The 16,916-nt window shown below is 71.3% G+C and carries 11 protein-coding genes; 4 read left to right on the top strand and 7 right to left on the bottom strand.

The window, feature by feature from the left end:
• Positions 1-18 precede the first annotated feature (18 nt).
• From ABZT74_RS09490 to ABZT74_RS09480, 3 genes are read right to left on the bottom strand one after another with little or no spacing between them, the layout of a single operon-like run.
• Positions 19-1,968, bottom strand: a complete 1,950-nt coding sequence (locus ABZT74_RS09490) for a substrate-binding domain-containing protein (protein ID WP_356433898.1) — start codon at positions 1,966-1,968, stop codon at positions 19-21.
• The gene (locus tag ABZT74_RS09485) at positions 1,958-3,508 is read right to left on the bottom strand and encodes a sugar ABC transporter ATP-binding protein (RefSeq protein ID WP_356171930.1); all 1,551 of its coding nucleotides are present in this window, start codon (positions 3,506-3,508) and stop codon (positions 1,958-1,960) included. Before ABZT74_RS09485 ends, ABZT74_RS09490 begins: the two co-directional genes overlap by 11 nt.
• Entirely contained in the window at positions 3,505-4,563 is a 1,059-nt protein-coding gene (locus ABZT74_RS09480) for a LacI family DNA-binding transcriptional regulator (RefSeq protein WP_355863162.1), read from the bottom strand. Before ABZT74_RS09480 ends, ABZT74_RS09485 begins: the two co-directional genes overlap by 4 nt.
• 188 nt (positions 4,564-4,751) lie before the next feature.
• Between ABZT74_RS09480 and ABZT74_RS09475 the strand changes: the two genes are divergently transcribed.
• A complete protein-coding gene (locus tag ABZT74_RS09475) occupies positions 4,752-7,004 on the top strand; it encodes an ATP-dependent RecD-like DNA helicase (RefSeq protein WP_356171932.1) in 2,253 nt (750 codons plus the stop codon).
• A 241-nt stretch (positions 7,005-7,245) separates the two neighbouring features.
• Positions 7,246-8,535: a citrate synthase gene (locus ABZT74_RS09470; protein ID WP_355863166.1), complete on the top strand. Its 1,290-nt coding sequence runs from the start codon at positions 7,246-7,248 to the stop codon at positions 8,533-8,535.
• 613 nt (positions 8,536-9,148) lie between these two features.
• On the opposite strand, the gene ABZT74_RS09465 is transcribed toward ABZT74_RS09470, so the two are convergent.
• The 3 genes from ABZT74_RS09465 to ABZT74_RS09455 all read right to left on the bottom strand — a co-directional run bounded on the left by ABZT74_RS09465 (position 9,149) and on the right by ABZT74_RS09455 (position 12,629).
• Positions 9,149-11,392, bottom strand: a complete 2,244-nt coding sequence (locus ABZT74_RS09465) for a heavy metal translocating P-type ATPase (RefSeq protein WP_356171935.1) — start codon at positions 11,390-11,392, stop codon at positions 9,149-9,151.
• Positions 11,393-11,479: 87 nt separating this feature from the next.
• Entirely contained in the window at positions 11,480-11,719 is a 240-nt protein-coding gene (locus ABZT74_RS09460) for a heavy-metal-associated domain-containing protein (protein ID WP_356171938.1), read from the bottom strand.
• 235 nt (positions 11,720-11,954) lie between these two features.
• A complete protein-coding gene (locus ABZT74_RS09455) occupies positions 11,955-12,629 on the bottom strand; it encodes a TetR family transcriptional regulator (protein WP_356433896.1) in 675 nt (224 codons plus the stop codon).
• 167 nt (positions 12,630-12,796) lie between these two features.
• Between ABZT74_RS09455 and ABZT74_RS09450 the strand changes: the two genes are divergently transcribed.
• Positions 12,797-15,148: an MMPL family transporter gene (locus ABZT74_RS09450; RefSeq protein ID WP_356433894.1), complete on the top strand. Its 2,352-nt coding sequence runs from the start codon at positions 12,797-12,799 to the stop codon at positions 15,146-15,148.
• A gap of 52 nt (positions 15,149-15,200) precedes the next feature.
• Positions 15,201-16,244, top strand: coding sequence for a zinc-dependent alcohol dehydrogenase family protein (locus ABZT74_RS09445; RefSeq protein ID WP_356433892.1), 1,044 nt, complete (start codon positions 15,201-15,203; stop codon positions 16,242-16,244).
• Positions 16,245-16,293: 49 nt separating this feature from the next.
• On the opposite strand, the gene ABZT74_RS09440 is transcribed toward ABZT74_RS09445, so the two are convergent.
• Positions 16,294-16,869 carry a GNAT family protein gene (locus tag ABZT74_RS09440; protein ID WP_355863178.1) on the bottom strand — a complete coding sequence of 192 codons (576 nt, stop codon included), beginning with the start codon at positions 16,867-16,869 and terminating at the stop codon, positions 16,294-16,296.
• Between the last annotated feature and the right edge of the window lie 47 nt (positions 16,870-16,916).

The following is a 16,916-nucleotide window of genomic DNA, read 5'->3' as shown; positions in this document are numbered from 1 at the left end:
GCGGCCCCCGGTCCGGTGTCAGCCGCCGAACCCGGCGACGTTCTCCTTCGTGACGACCTTCACCGGCACCTTCACCGTCTCCTGGACCTTCTTGCCCTCGGCGGCCCGCAGCGCGTTGTCCACCGCGATCCGGCCGAGCTCCTTCGGCTGCTGGGCGACGGACGCGTACAGCGTGCCCGCCGAGACCGCCTTCAGCCCGTCGGGGGTGCCGTCGAAGCCGATGACCGACACCGACTTCCCGGCCTTCGAGCCGAGCGCCTTGACCGCGCCGAGCGCCATCTCGTCGTTCTCGGCGAAGACGCCGTCGACGTCGGGGTGCGCCTGGAGCAGGTTCGTCATCACGTCGAGGCCCTTGGTGCGGTCGAAGTCCGCGGGCTGCCGGGCGACGACCTTGATGCCCGGGTACGCCTTCAGACCTTCGGCGAAGCCCGCCCCGCGCTCACGGCTCGCGGACGTGCCGGCCAGACCCTGCAGGATCACGATCCTGCCCTTGCCGCCCAGCTTCTCGGCCAGCGCCTTCGCGCCCAGCTTCCCGCCGGCGACGTTGTCGGAGGCGACGAGCGCGGCCGTCTTCGCCTTGTTGACGCCCCGGTCGACACCGACGACGGGGATGTCGGCCTTGTTCGCGGAGCGGACCGAGGGGCCCGCGGCATCCGAGTCCACCGGGTTCACGATGATCGAGCCGAGCCCCGAACTGGTGAAGTTCTGCAGCTGGTTGGCCTGCTGCGAGGCGTCGTTCTGCGCGTCGGTGACGGTCAGGTCCACCCCGCGCTTCTTCGCCTCCTGCTGCGCGCCCGCCTTGATCTGTACGAAGAAGGGGTTGTTCAGCGTGGAGAGGGACAGCCCGACCTTCTGCGTCGTCGAGGTGGACGAGCCGCCGTGCACGAAGGACAGGGCGCCGACGACCGCCGCCGCGACCACGGCCGCGATCACGTACGTCGCCGCCTGCTTGCGCCGGTCGCCGCCCGAGGCGCCCCCGGCGACCGGAGTCGCCCCGGCCTTGCGCCGCACGGTGTCGAGGAGCACGGCCAGCGCGATCACCACACCGATGACGACCTGCTGCCAGAACGCCGACACCGACAGGAGGTTGAGGCCGTTGCGCAGCACCGCGAGGATCAGCGCGCCGATCAGCGTGCCGGACGCCTTGCCCGTGCCGCCGGCCAGCGAGGCGCCGCCGATGACGACGGCGGCGATGGCGTCGAGTTCGTAGCCCTGCGCGGCCTGCGGCTGCGCGGAGGACAGCCGGGAGGCGAGCACGATGCCGGCGGCGGCGGCGAAGAGCCCGGAGAGGGCGTAGATCGCGAGCTTCTGCTTCTTGACGCGCAGGCCCGACAGGCGCGCGGCCTCCTCGTTGCCGCCGATCGCGTACATGGAGCGGCCGATGTACGTACGGCCCAGGATCACGGCCGTGATCAGGCCCATGACGGCCATGACGAGGACCGGCACCGGCAGCCAGCCGCCGAGCGTGTCACCGAGGTGCGAGACCGAGTCGGGGAAGGCGATCGGGCTGCCCTGCGAGATCACCAGCGACAGACCGCGGCCCACCGACAGCATGGCGAGGGTCGCGATGAAGGGCGGCAGCTTGCCGTACGAGATCAGCACGCCGTTGACCAGGCCGCAGGCGATGCCGGTGGCGACCGCCAGGAGGACCGCGATCCAGACCGGTATGCCCTGCGAGGTCGCCGTCCAGGCGAGGACGGTGGCCGACAGGGCGGCGACCGAGCCGACCGACAGGTCGATGCCCGCCGAGACGATCACGAAGGTCACACCGAAGGCGAGGATGGCGGTGACGGCCGCCTGGACGCCGATGTTCAGCAGGTTGTCCGCCGTCAGGAAGTCCCCGGACAGGGCCGACATCGCGACGACGAGGACGATGAGCGCGGTGAGCGCCCCGTTGTCGAGCAGCAGACGGCGGACCGCGGAGACTCCGCTCGCGCCCGCTGTGCCCGGTTGCGTGTCAGTGGCCACGGGGGGCCTCCTTGTCGTTCTCGTTCGTGGTGTCGTTCTGGTGCGCGGGGGTGGGTGTGCTGACGGCCAGCGCCATCACGGAGTCCTGGGTCGCCCGGTCCGCGGTGAGTTCGCCCGCGATCCGGCCCTGGGCCATCACGAGGACCCGGTCGCTCATGCCGAGGACCTCGGGGAGGTCGCTGGAGATCATCAGGACGGCGGCACCGGCGGCCGTCAGTTCGTTCACGAGCTGGTAGATCTCGACCTTGGCCCCGACGTCGATGCCCCGGGTCGGCTCGTCGAGGATCAGCACCTTGGTGTCGGCGAGCAGCCACTTGCCGATGACGACCTTCTGCTGGTTGCCGCCGGACAGGGTGCGCACGTGCTGGCCGAGCCCGGCCATCCGGACGCCGAGCTGTCCGGCGATCCGCGCGGCGGCGGCCCGCTGCCCCTTGAGGTCGACGAGCCCGCCGTGCGTCGCGGAGCGCAGCGTGACCAGGCCGAGGTTCTCCTCCACGGAGGCGTCCAGGAGGAGGCCCTGGCCCTTGCGGTCCTCGGGCACGAGCCCGATGCCTGCCTCCATGGCCGCGTTCACGTCGCCCCGGCGCAGACCGGCCCCGGCGACCTTCACGGAACCCCGGTCGTAGGGGTCGGCGCCGAAGACGGCCCGGACCACCTCGGTGCGGCCCGCGCCCACGAGTCCCGCGATGCCGACGACCTCACCGGCCCGCACCTCGAAACTCACGTCGTGGAACACCCCGTCCCGGGTCAGCCCCTCGACGGTCAGCAACGCGTCGCCGGCGTCCGCCCGTTCCCGCGGATACTGCTGCTCGATGGAGCGCCCGACCATGAGGCGGACGAGTTCGTCCTCGGGCGTGGAGGCGGGCACCTGACCGACGCTCCGGCCGTCCCGGATGACCGTGACCCGGTCGCCGAGGGCGGCGATCTCGTCCAGGTGATGCGTGATGAAGACGACGCCGACGCCGTCCTCGCGCAGCCGGCGCACGATCCGGAAGAGCTTGTCGACCTCCTCCGAGGTCAGCACCGCGGTCGGCTCGTCCATGATCAGGACGCGGGCGTCCAGGCTCAGCGCCTTGGCGATCTCCACCATCTGGAGCCGGGCGACGCCCAGTTCACGGACCCGCGCGCGGGGGGACACGTTGACGCCGACGCGCTCCAGGAGCGCCGCCGCGTCCGCCTCCATCCTCTTGCGGTCGATCAGCCCGAACCGGCGCGGCTGCCGGCCCAGGAAGATGTTCTCGGCGACCGTCAGATCGGGGACGAGGTTGAACTCCTGGTAGATGGTGGCGATGCCTAGGCGCTCGGAGTCCTGGGCGCCGTGGATCCGCACCTCCTCGCCGTCGACGAGGACCCGTCCCGCGTCGGGCCGGTAGGCGCCGGAGAGCATCTTGATCAGCGTGCTCTTGCCCGCGCCGTTCTCGCCGAGCAGGACGTGCACCTCGCCGCGGCGCAGATCGAAGTCGACGCTGTCGAGCGCGACCACGCCGGGAAAGGTCTTGCGTATGCCCTCGATGCGCAGCAACTCGTCCTGGTCGCTCACGACTGGCTCCTTCGTACGGGGGACTGCTGTGCGGGGGCGGGCCGCACGGGGGCCTGCCCGGTCGCCGGCGCACCGCACGAGCGGCGCACGACGAGTCGGGCGGGGAGGGTGACGGACCGCGGGGTCCGTCCCTCGATGCGGTCGACCAGGGCGCGGACGGCGGCCCGGCCCAGTTCGCCGGTGGGCTGGGCGATGGCGGTGACCGGCGGATCGGTGTGCACGAACCACCGGATGTCGTCGAACGCGGCGAGCGCGATGTCGTCGGGAACCCGCAGTCCGCGCGCGCGGACGGCGTCCAGCGCGCCGAGCGCCATCAGGTTGTCGGCGGCGAAGACGACCTCGGGCGGCTCGGCCAGGTCGAGGAAGGCCTCGGTGGCCCGGCGTCCGCTCTCGGCCTGGAAGTCGCCCTGCCCGATGTAGGCGTCGGGCAGCGCGATCCCGAACGCGGCGAGGGCCTCGCGGAAGGCCTCCACCCGTTCGCTGCCGGTCGTGGTGGCGGCCGGGCCCGCGATGATGGCGAGCCGGCGGTGTCCGAGACCGTGCAGGTGCGCGACCAGGTCCCGGACCGCCGCGCGTCCGTCGGCCCGGACGACCGGCACGTCGAGGCCCGGGATCCAGCGGTCCACGAAGACCATCGGCGTGCCCGCGCGCGCGGCGTCCAGCATGCCGGGGGAGCCGCCGTCGGTGGGGGAGACCAGCAGGCCGTCGATGCGCCGGTCCAGCAGGGTCCGTACGTGGTGGTCCTGGAGGTCGGGCCGCTCGTCGGCGTTGCCGATGATGACGCTGTAGCCGAGGGCCCTGGCCTCCTCCTCGACGGAGCGGGCCAGTTCGGTGAAGTACGGGTTCAGCACGTCGCTGATGACCAGGCCGAGGGTGCGGGTCTGATCGGTGCGCAGGGAGCGGGCGACGGCGTTCGGGCGGTAGCCGAGGCTCCGCACGGCGGCCAGCACGCGGGTGCGTGCCTCCTCGCTGACCGACGGGTGGTCGTTCAGCACCCGCGAGACCGTGGCGGCGGACACGCCTGCCTCGGCGGCGACGTCCTTGATGCTCGCCATCGTCGCTCCACCTCCTCGTGGAATCGATTACACGGAGATTGGAATCGATTCCACGGGCATAGGGCAACCCCCTGACCGCATCCCGCAACCGGATCGTGATGTACCGCTTCCCGAGGTGCCCATCCCTTTCGGGCGGGATTGTCCACCGGCGTGACGGTGCTGTCGGAGGCGGGCGGTACCGTCGGATCATGTCCACTCAGGCGGGGGCCGACCAGCAGGGCGAGCGGCGGACGGCGACGCTGGAAGGCGTGCTGGAGCGCATCACGTACGCCAACGAGGAGAGCGGTTACACGGTCGCCCGGGTCGACACCGGCCGGGGCGCGGGCGACCTGCTCACGGTGGTCGGAGCGCTCCTCGGCGCGCAGGCCGGCGAGTCCCTGCGCATGGAGGGCCGCTGGGGCTCCCACCCGCAGTACGGCAAGCAGTTCACGGTGGAGAACTACACGACGGTGCTCCCCGCCACCATCCAGGGCATCCGCCGCTATCTCGGCTCCGGCCTGGTCAAGGGCATCGGCCCCGTCTTCGCCGACCGCATCACCCAGCACTTCGGACTCGACACCCTGCGCATCATCGAGGAGGAGCCGAAGCGGCTCATCGAGGTCCCCGGCCTCGGCCCCAAGCGCACGGGCCGCATCGCGGACGCCTGGGAGGAGCAGAAGGCGATCAAGGAGGTCATGCTCTTCCTGCAGACCGTCGAGGTCTCCACCTCCATCGCCGTGCGCATCTACAAGAAGTACGGCGACGCGTCGATCTCCGTCGTGAAGAACCGGCCCTACCGCCTGGCGTCCGACGTCTGGGGCATCGGCTTCCTCACCGCGGACAAGATCGCCCGCTCCGTCGGCATCCCGCACGACAGCCCGGAGCGCGTCAAGGCCGGCCTTCAGTACGCGCTGTCCCAGTCCACCGACCAGGGCCACTGCTATCTCCCCGAGGAGCAACTGATCGCGGACGCGGTGAAGTTGCTCCAGGTCGACACCGGCCTGGTCATCGAGTGCCTGGCCGAGCTGGCCGCGCCCGCCGAGGAGGGCGAGGAGCCCGGGGTGGTCCGCGAGAAGGTGCCCGGCCCGGACGGCGCCCCGGTGACGGCGGTCTACCTGGTGCCCTTCCACCGGGCTGAACTCTCCCTCGCCGCCCAGCTGTTGCGCCTGCTGCGCGCCGACCAGGACCGGATGCCCGGCTTCCACGACGTGGCCTGGGACAAGGCACTCGCCTGGCTGAGGAGCAGGACGGGCGCGGAGCTGGCCCCCGAGCAGGAGGCGGCCGTCCGGCTCGCGCTCACCGAGAAGGTCGCCGTGCTCACCGGAGGCCCCGGCTGCGGCAAGTCGTTCACCGTCCGCTCGATCGTCGAGCTGGCCCGCGCCCGGCGCGCCAAGGTGGTCCTCGCCGCACCCACCGGCCGGGCCGCCAAGCGGCTCTCCGAGCTGACCGGCGCCGACGCGTCCACCGTGCACCGCCTGCTGGAGCTCAAGCCGGGCGGCGACGCGGCGTACGACAGGGACCGCCCGCTCGACGCCGACCTGGTCGTCGTCGACGAGGCCTCGATGCTCGACCTGCTCCTCGCCAACAAGCTGGTCAAGGCGGTGCCCCCGGGCGCGCACCTGCTCTTCGTCGGCGATGTCGACCAGCTGCCGAGCGTCGGCGCGGGAGAGGTGTTGCGCGACCTGCTCGCCGACCGCGGCCCGGTCCCGGCGGTGCGGCTCACCCGGGTCTTCCGCCAGGCCCAGCAGTCCGGCGTGGTGACCAACGCGCACCGGATCAACTCCGGGCAGCACCCCCTGACCGACGGCATGAAGGACTTCTTCCTCTTCGTCGAGGACGACACCGAGGAGGCGGGCCGGCTGGCGGTGGACGTGGCCGCCCGTCGGATTCCGGCCAAGTTCGGCCTCGACCCGCGCCGGGACATCCAGGTCCTCGCGCCCATGCACCGGGGACCCGCGGGCGCCGGCCACCTCAACGGCCTGTTGCAGCAGGCCATCACCCCCGGCCGCCCCGACCTCGCCGAGAAGCGGTTCGGCGGCAGGGTCTTCCGCGTCGGCGACAAGGTCACCCAGATCCGTAACAACTACGAGAAGGGCGAGAACGGCGTCTTCAACGGCACGGTGGGCGTCGTCACCTCCCTCGATCCCGTCGAGCAGCGCCTGACGGTGCGCACGGACGAGGACGAGGAGGTGGGGTACGAGTTCGACGAACTCGACGAGCTCGCCCACGCGTACGCGCTGACCATCCACCGCTCCCAGGGCAGCGAGTATCCGGCGGTGGTCATCCCGGTCACCACCAGCGCGTGGATGATGCTCCAGCGCAATCTGCTCTACACGGCGGTGACCCGCGCCAAGAAGCTGGTCGTCCTCGTCGGTTCGCGCAAGGCGATCGGCCAGGCGGTGCGTACGGTGTCGGCGGGACGCCGGTGTACGGCCCTGGACTTCCGGCTCTCCGGCGTCTGATCCGCAGCTTCTGCGGCCTGCGGAGCCGGGGAACGCAAAAAATGATCGATCAAATGAGTCACGAAGGTCACAGAGACCTTCCAGATGCCGGGTGGACGGGGCAGGATGAGAGGTTGGCGGCACTCAGTGCCGCCAATAGGCCCAATGGTCGACCCCGAGTGCACTCTCCACGGCCAAATGGGGGATGGTAGAGACAGTCAGGGCACCTCGAAGAAGAGGCACAACGTCGGTGAGGGATGACGTGAGCGACAACTCTGTAGTACTGCGGTTCGGCGATGGCGAGTACACCTACCCGGTGATCGACAGCACCGTCGGCGACAAGGGCTTCGACATCGGCAAGCTCCGCGCCCAGACCGGTCTGGTGACGCTGGACAGCGGGTACGGCAACACCGCCGCCTATAAATCCGCGATCACCTATCTCGACGGTGAGCAGGGCATCCTCCGCTACCGCGGCTACCCGATCGAGCAGCTGGCCGAGCGTTCCACCTTCCTTGAGGTGGCCTACCTGCTGATCAACGGTGAGCTTCCGAACGTCGACGAGCTCTCCACCTTCAAGAACGAGATCACGCAGCACACCCTGCTGCACGAGGACGTCAAGAACTTCTACCGGGGCTTCCCGCGCGACGCCCACCCGATGGCGATGCTGTCGTCGGTCGTCTCGGCGCTGTCCACCTTCTACCAGGACAGCCACAACCCGTTCGACGAGAAGCAGCGCAACCTCTCCACGATCCGGCTGCTCGCGAAGCTTCCGACGATCGCGGCGTACGCGTACAAGAAGTCGATCGGCCACCCCTTCGTCTACCCGCGCAACGACCTCGGGTACGTCGAGAACTTCCTGCGCATGACCTTCTCGGTCCCCGCGCAGGAGTACGAGCTGGACCCGGTCGTCGTCTCCGCGCTCGACAAGCTGCTCATCCTGCACGCGGACCACGAGCAGAACTGTTCGACCTCCACCGTGCGTCTGGTCGGCTCTTCGCAGGCGAACATGTTCGCCTCGATCTCCGCCGGCATCTCCGCCCTGTGGGGCCCGCTGCACGGCGGCGCCAACCAGTCGGTCCTGGAGATGCTGGAAGGCATCAAGGCCAACGGCGGCGACGTCGACTCCTTCATCCGCAAGGTGAAGAACAAGGAGGACGGCGTCCGCCTGATGGGCTTCGGCCACCGGGTGTACAAGTCCTTCGACCCGCGCGCGAAGATCATCAAGGCCGCCGCGCACGACGTCCTGTCCGCTCTCGGCAAGTCCGACGAGCTGCTGGACATCGCGCTGAAGCTGGAGGAGCACGCGCTCTCCGACGACTACTTCGTCTCGCGCAACCTCTACCCGAACGTCGACTTCTACACGGGCCTGATCTACCGGGCCATGGGCTTCCCGACCGAGATGTTCACGGTCCTGTTCGCCCTTGGCCGGCTGCCCGGGTGGATCGCCCAGTGGCACGAGATGATCAAGGAGCCCGGCTCCCGCATCGGTCGCCCCCGTCAGATCTACACGGGTGTCGTCGAGCGCGACTTCGTGCCGGTCGAGGGCCGCTGAGGCTCGTCCGAGGCTCGTACGAAACGGTCGGGTCCCGCCTGCGGGACCCGACCGTTTCGTACAAGGAAGCAGAAAACGGAAAGCGCCCTGCTACTGGTCCCCCCACGGGCCGGCAGTCAGGGCGCTTTCCTTGTCCCGGTGCGGATTCCCCCCACGGGATCCGGCCGGGCGTCTACGGGACAGCGCCTGAATCGCTGTGTGCCGGCACGGGGGCCGGCGGTGAGCAGAACGAGCAGAACCCGTCATGCTGCGGTGGTGCTCGTGTTGCGGTCGGTGCGGTGCGATCTGCCGGGACCCGTACGGATCGGGAGGGCCGCTCAAAGCTCCCCGCTGTACGCGCCCCGGCGACGCAATTTCCGGGAACGTCCCCCAAGACATCCCCAGATGTCAGTCACGCCCCCCAAGACGCTTCTGACATCGCCAACTTAGACTCACGAACCCCTTCGATGGTTACGTTCACATCACTGTGATCTGTGTCTCTTGCATATGTCCTGAAGATAGGCAAGAGCCCCGATACGGGAATCGAGGTCCCAGCGTAAGGAAGATGCGCGAGCCTTGTGAAGAGCTTATGTGAGGCTGCCGTTGGACTCTAGGGGGACTCTTAAGTCCGTCGTCACGAGAATGCCCGGAGCCGAAGGCTGTTCGTCACCACGAACACCGACGAGAAGGCCATCGCCGCCCCCGCGATCATCGGGTTCAGCAGCCCGGCGGCGGCCAGTGGCAGCGCCGCCACGTTGTAGCCGAACGCCCAGACCAGGTTTCCCCTGATCGTCGACAGGGTCCTGCGCGCCAGCCGGATCGCGTCCGCCGCCACCCGCAGGTCCCCGCGCACCAGCGTCAGGTCGCTCGCCTCGATCGCCGCGTCCGTCCCGGTGCCCATCGCGAGACCCAGGTCGGCGGTGGCGAGCGCCGCCGCGTCGTTGACCCCGTCGCCGACCATCGCGACGCTGCGCCCCTCGGCCCGGAGCCGCTCGACGACGGCGACCTTCTCCTCGGGCAGCACCTCGGCGTACACGTCGGCGGCGTCGATGCCGACCGCCCGCGCGACGGCCTCGGCGACCGCGCGGTTGTCCCCGGTCAGCAGGACCGGCGTGAGCCCGAGGGCCCGCAGGTCGCGTACGGCCTCGGCGCTGGTCTCCTTGATCGTGTCCGCGACGGTCAGGACGGCCACCGCCGTCCCGTCCAGGGCGACCACGACGGCCGTGCGCCCCTCCGCCTCGGCGGCGTCCTTCGCCCGTGCCAGCGCGTCCGGGAGCGGGCCGGGGAACCGGCCCACGGTGACCGCGTGGCCGTCCACCCGGCCGCGTACCCCCCGGCCCGGCACGTTCTCGAAGTGCTCCGGTGCCGGAAGGCCGCCGACGCGCTTCCTGGCGCCTGCCGCGACGGCCCGGGCGACCGGGTGCTCGGAGGCGTGTTCCAGGGCACCGGCGAGCCGCAGGACGTCCTCCTCGGCGGTGCCGTCGGCGACGTACACCTCGTGGAGGCTCATACGTCCGGTCGTCACCGTGCCGGTCTTGTCCAGGACGACGGTGTCGACGCGGCGGGTGGACTCCAGGACCTCGGGTCCCTTGATGAGGATGCCGAGCTGGGCTCCGCGGCCGGTGCCGACCATCAGGGCGGTCGGGGTGGCCAGGCCCAGCGCGCAGGGGCAGGCGATGATCAGCACCGCGACGGCGGCGGTGAACGCGGCGGCCGGGTCGCCGGTGGCGGCGATCCACACGGCGAAGGTGCCGAGGGCGATGAGCAGCACGACGGGCACGAAGACCCCGGAGATCCGGTCGGCGAGCCGCTGCACCTCCGCCTTGCCGTTCTGCGCGTCCTCCACCAGCCGGGCCATCCGCGCGAGCTGGGTGTCGGCGCCGATCCGGGTGGCCTCGACGACGAGACGGCCCCCGGCGTTCACGGTCGCCCCGGTGACGGTGGCGCCGACGCTCACGTCCACGGGCACCGACTCGCCGGTCAGCATGGACGCGTCGACGGCCGACACGCCCTCGACCACCGTGCCGTCGGTCGCGATCTTCTCGCCGGGCCGGACGACGAAACGGTCCCCGACGGCCAGCCGCGCCACGGGGACGCGGACCTCGCGGCCGTCCCGCAGGACGGCGACGTCCCGGGCTCCGAGCTCCATCAGGGCCCGCAGGGCCGCTCCCGCGCGCCGCTTGGAACGGGCCTCCAGGTAGCGGCCGAGCAGGATGAAGGCGACGACGCCGGAGGCGACCTCCAGGTAGAGCGTGGAGGCCCCGTCCGTTCGGGAGACGGTGAACGAGAAGCTGTCCCGCATGCCCGGCATCCCCGCGTCGCCGAAGAACAGCGCCCACAGGGACCAGCCGAACGCGGCGAGGGTGCCGACCGAGACCAGGGTGTCCATGGTGGCGGCGCCGTGCCGGGCGTTCGTCAGGGCGGCCCGGTGGAAGGGCAGTCCGCCCCAGACCACGACGGGCGAGGCGAGCGTCAGGGCGAGCCACTGCCAGTTCTCGAACTGCAGGGGCGGCACCATCGACATCAGGACGACGGGCAGTGCGAGCAGCGCGGAGACGGTCAGCCGCCGGCGCAGGGAGGCCGTCTCGGGGTCCTCGTCGGCCGCGGGCGGGGCGGTCTCCTCCGGCGCGGGCGGAGGGGGCTCCTCGGCGGTGTAGCCCGTCTTCACGACGGTGGCGATCAGGTCGGCGACCCGTACCCCCTGCGGGTACGAGACCCGGGCCTTCTCGGTCGCGTAGTTGACGGTGGCGGTGACACCGTCCATGCGGTTGAGCTTCTTCTCGACGCGTGCGGCGCAGGAGGCGCAGGTCATCCCGCCGATGGAGAGCTCGACCTGCGAGGCCCCGTCGACGGCTATCTCGGGTGGTGCGGTGGACATCGTCCGGCTCCCGGAGTCAGCCGGTCCGTGCGGAGGCAGTATCAGCTGGTCGGCACGGCCGGTGCGGAGGGGAAGGGTGAGGGCCGCTCAGGCCCGGCCGACGAGCTCGAAGCCCGCCTCGTCGACCGCGGCGCGGACGGCGGCCTCGTCGAGCGCGGTCTCGGAGACCACGGTGACCTCGCCGGTCGCCGCGACGGCCTTCACCGAGCCGACACCGGGGATCTCGGAGATCTCGCTGCTGACGGAGCCTTCGCAGTGCCCGCAGCTCATCCCGCTCACCTGGTAGACGGTGGTGACGGAACCCGGGGTGTCGGTCTGGGCGGTCATGGCGTTACTCCTCGTCGAGGCGTGTGCTGCGTACGGGTGCGGAAGGGGACTCCGGGAACCCAGGGTTCCCTCCCACTGTCACCAGACTATACCCCTAGGGGGTATGAATCCAACCGGCCTCGGGGTGGATCGACCACGCCGGCCGCAGTTGATTTGTCCGCACCTTATGGCAGATGCCGGGGATGTCGCGGCCGTCGCGGGCGGGCGCGCTCGCGACGGCCGGGCGCCGGGGGCCTCAGGGGCCGCCGGTGGCTCCGCTGTCGAGCAGCGGTTCCAGATAGCGGTACATGACCGTCTTCAGCTCGGTGACGTACGCGTCCCGTTCGATGCCCTCGTGGGCCATGATCAGCGTGAGGCCCGCCTTGAAGAGCATGAGCGTCATGTTCGCGGTGCGGCTGCGCTGGTCGGCCGGGCTGTCCGGCAGGCGGGCCGCGATCAGATCCTCCACCCGGGTGAGGATCGCGCCGTGCAGGGTGCTGATCTCCTCGACGATCCGCCCCGGGGTGTCGGGGGCGTGCATCAGGACCCCGAAGGCCGGGTTCTCCACGTTGAACGCGATCAGCGGATCGAGCACCGCGTCGAGCATCCGGTCGAGCGGGAGGCCGGTGTTCTCGGTGGCGAGCGCCTGCCCGTGCGAGGTGGCCCAGTGCTCCAGCAACTGGTCGCTGAGGCCGACCGCGATGGCCTCCTTGTTCGGGAAGAACTGGTAGAGCGTGCCGGGTGAGACGCCCGCCTCGCGCGCGATGGCGTTGGTGCTCGCGCCCGTGTAGCCGGACCGGCAGAACACCGAGGCCGCCGCCTCCAGGAGCTGGGCGATCCGGCGTTCGCCGCGTGCCTGACGGCGGCGCGGCTTCTCCTCGACGCGCTCCTGCGGCGCCGGCGACTCCTCGGTCTGCTGATTCTCGGGCACGGGTTATCCCCAGCTTCTCGGGACGCGATTGACAAACACGAGCGGCCACTCGCATTCTTGGGAAACGCGAGCGATAACTCGTGTTTGCCAATTCTATGGCAATGGGCGACCCATGCTGCCTGCACGGAAGCGGGCCATCGGGGTCACGGTGAAGGGGACACCGCATCATGTCCGAAGTCAACAGCGCGGGTGACGGGCCCGGGACGGGCCCCGGCCAGGGGAAGGGGAAGCCCGCGGACCTGGGCACGGACACCGGCGGGGCCCGGCGCGCGGACGGGAACGAGGACGCGAACGCGGACGGCCGCGCCACCGGTGCGCGGCTCGGCGGCTGGACCCGGTTCGTGACCGCACGGCCTCGTCTCTCCCTGCTCGTCGCCCTGCTGCTGACCGCGCTCGCCGTGGTCGCCGGCAGCGGGGTCGCCGACCGGCTGGGCAGCGGAGGCTGGGAGGACCCGACCGCCGAGTCGACGTACGCGACCAAGGCGCTGGAGCGGGAGTTCCCCGCCTCGCAGCCCAACCTGCTGCTCCTGCTGGACGCGGGCGGCTCCTCGGTGGACGACCCCGCCGTCGCCGCCGAGGCGAAGCGCGTCACGGCACGGCTGGCCGCCGAGCCGGGCGTCACCGGCGTCGGGTCGTACTGGCAGTCCGGTTCCCCCGCCCTGAAGGCCCGGGACGGTCACGAGGCGCTGATCGCCGCGCGGATCACCGGCGACGAGACGGCGGCCGCCGACACCCTGGACCGCCTCGCCCCCTCTTTCCGCGGCCGGAGCGGGCCCGTCGAGGTCGAGATCGGCGGACCGGTCGCCGTGCGGCACGAGATGCAGACGACCATCCGCGAGGACCTGACCCGGGCCGAGATGATCGCCCTGCCGGTGACCCTCCTGCTGCTCGTCATGGTCTTCGGCAGCGCGATCGCGGCCCTGCTGCCGCTCGGCGTCGGCATCTTCGCGATCCTCGGCACCAACGCCGTACTGCGCGGACTCACCGAGGTCACGGACGTCTCGGTCTTCGCGATGAACCTGACGACGGCCCTCGGACTCGGCCTCGCCATCGACTACGCCCTGTTCATCGTCCGCCGCTTCCGTGAGGAACTGGCCACCGGCGCCGCACCGCGCACGGCCGTCGGCACCACTCTGCGCACCGCGGGCCGCACCGTGCTCTTCTCCTCCCTCACCGTCGCGGTGTCGCTGGCCGCGATGCTGCTCTTCCCGCAGTACTTCCTGCGCTCCTTCGCCTACGCGGGCATCGCCGTGGTGCTGCTGGCCGCCGGCGCCGCCCTGATCCTGCTCCCGGCGGCCCTCGTGCTGCTCGGCCACCGGGTGAACTCGCTGGACCTGCGGCGCCTGTTCCGGCGCGGCGCGCCCCGGGCCGCCGACGACGGGGCCGCCTGGGGCCGGATGGCCTCCCTCGTGATGCGCAGGGCGCCGCTCTTCGTCGTGGCCACCACCGCCGGTCTCATCGTCCTCGGACTGCCCTTCCTGGGCGTGAAGTTCGGCACGGCGGACGACCGTCAGCTGCCCTCGACGGCCGAGTCCCATGTCGTCCAGCAGCACATCCGCGACGGCTTCCCGGGCAGCCCCGGCGGCGGCCTGGAGGTCCTGGCCGAGGGCCCGGCCACCGCCACCCAGTACGCCGAGTACGACAAGCGGATCGCCTCGCTGCCCGAGGTCCAGCGGGTGGACGGACCCCTGGTGAAGGGCGACGCGGCCTACTTCACGGTGCTGCCCAGGGGCGAGGCGGTGGACGAGGGCGCCCAGCGGCTGGTGGGTGAGCTGCGCTCCACGAACGCCCCGTTCGCCACCTCGGTGACCGGCACGGCCGCCGTCCTCGTCGACTCCAAGGACGCGATAGGCGACCGGCTCCCCTGGGCCGCCGCGTTCATCGCGATCGTCACCCTGCTGCTGGTGTTCCTGCTGACCGGCAGCGTGCTGATCCCCGTACAGGCCGTGCTGCTCAACGCGCTCAGCCTGACCGCGATGTTCGGCGCGGTGGTCTGGGTCTTCCAGGACGGCCACCTCTCCGGCCTGCTCGACTTCACCAGCTCCGGTTCCATCGAGACGACGCTTCCGGTCCTGATGTTCTGCGTCGCCTTCGGCCTCTCCATGGACTACGGCGTGTTCCTCCTCTCCCGCATCAAGGAGGAGTACGACCACACCGGAGACCACCAGGAGGCCGTCCGCTTCGGGCTCCAGAGGACCGGCGGACTGATCACCGCCGCCGCCGTCATCCTCGCGGTGGTGATGGTCGCCATCGGCACCTCGCGGGTGGCCAACACCAAGATGCTCGGACTGGGCATCGCGCTCGCCGTCCTGATGGACGCGATGGTCGTCCGGAGCCTGCTGGTCCCGGCGGTCATGCGCCTCACCGGCCGCGCCACCTGGTGGGCACCCGGACCGCTGCGCCGCTTCCACGACCGGTTCGGGCTGAGCGAAGGGGAGGGGGCCGCGGCGGCACCCGCGCCGTCACCCGCGCCCGCGGGGGAGCCGGAGCCCGACCGGGATCCGGTGGAGGCCCGCTGAGGAGCCCTTAGGGTTCCCCGCGGAAGGTCATCTCCCAAGGAGGGCGGGACCCATGCGGGCAGTGGTGTTCGAGCGGTACGGGGAACCGGCCGAGGTCCGGGAGGTCGCGGACCCGGAGCCGGAGGAGCACGGAGTGGTGGTGCGGGTCGGGGCCACCGGCCTGTGCCGGAGCGACTGGCACGGCTGGATGGGCCACGACCCGGACATCGCCCTGCCGCACGTGCCGGGTCACGAACTCGCGGGCGTCGTCGAGTCGGTGGGGCCACGGGTGACCGGCTGGCGTGCCGGCGACCGCGTGACCGTCCCGTTCGTCTGCGCCTGCGGGAGCTGCCCGGCGTGCGCGGCGGGCGACCAGCAGGTGTGCGAGCGGCAGACCCAGCCGGGCTTCACGCACTGGGGCTCCTTCGCCGAGTACGTGGCGCTGGACCACGCCGACGTGAACCTGGTCGCGGTCCCGGAGGGGATGTCCTTCGGGACGGCCGCGTCGCTGGGCTGCCGGTTCGCCACGGCGTTCCGCGCGGTCGCCGTCCAGGGGCGGGTGAGCGCGGGGGAGTGGGTCGCGGTGCACGGGTGCGGTGGCGTCGGCCTGTCGGCGGTGATGATCGCGGCGGCGTCCGGAGCGCGGGTCGTGGCCGTCGACGTGTCCCCGGCGGCGCTCGACCTGGCACGGAAGTTCGGGGCGGCGGAGTGTGTGGACGCTTCCGCCGTGGCCGACCCTGCCGAGGCGGTGCGTGACCTGACCGGCGGCGGCGCGCACCTGTCGCTGGACGCCCTCGGGTCGCCCGTCACCTGCGCCGCCTCGGTGAACGGACTGCGCCGTCGCGGACGCCATGTCCAGGTCGGCCTGCTGCCCTCGCCGGATGGCGTCACCCCGGTCCCGATGGCCCGGGTCATCGGCCTGGAGCTCGAACTCCTCGGCAGCCACGGCATGGCGGCCCACGCCTACCCCGCGATGATGGAGCTGGTCCGCGCCGGAGTCCTGCGGCCCGATCTTCTCGTGACGTCCACCATCGCCCTGGACGCGGCCCCGGCAGCGCTGGCGGCCATGGGGTCGGCGTCGGGCTCGGGTGTGACGGTCGTCGAACCCTGGGGGTGAGCGCGGAGCCGGCCCGAGCGGCCGAGGGTGTGAGGGTGCGGGCCGGCCGTCAGGCCGCGGGTGCGGTGGGACGGCCCCGGTGGGCGGCCCATTCGTGGGCCAGGACCGACATCCGTACGGCGTCGATCCACTCCCCGTCGTGCAGCAGCGTCTGCCGCTCGACCCCCTCGGCCACGAAGCCGGCCTTCTCGTAGGCGCGCCGGGCCCGCGGGTTGAAGGCGAAGACGTGCAACGAGACACGGTGCAGGCCCAGTTGCTCGAAGGCGTGGCCCACGATCAGCCGGGTGGCCTCGGTGCCGAGACCGCGGTCGCGGCCGCGCGGACCGACGAGGACGCGGAACGTGCAGTTGCGGTTGTGGGTGTCCCACTCGAACAGCACGGCCTCGCCGACCAGTTCACCGGTGGCGCGGTCCACCACGCCGAGGTCCAGCCGGTCGGGCTGCTCCGAGCGGCTGCCGTACCACTGGCGCAGCCGTTCCGCCCCGAACTCCTCGACGGGGCTGCCGGTGAGCCGCAGGACGTCGGGGTCGCGCAGGATCTCCGCCATCACCGGGACGTCGTCCACGGTGAAGGGACGCAGCACGGTCTTCTCGCCGGTGAGGACGGGTTTCTCGGAGAAGCTCATCGGTGGATCATCGACGGACGCGCGGCGGTGCGGCAATCGAATTAGGT

Source organism: Streptomyces sp. NPDC005302, assembly GCF_040607345.1.
Lineage (GTDB): Bacteria > Actinomycetota > Actinomycetes > Streptomycetales > Streptomycetaceae > Streptomyces.
The sequence above is the reverse complement of the archived record's forward strand: the minus strand, read 5'-3'. Positions and strand labels throughout refer to the sequence as shown.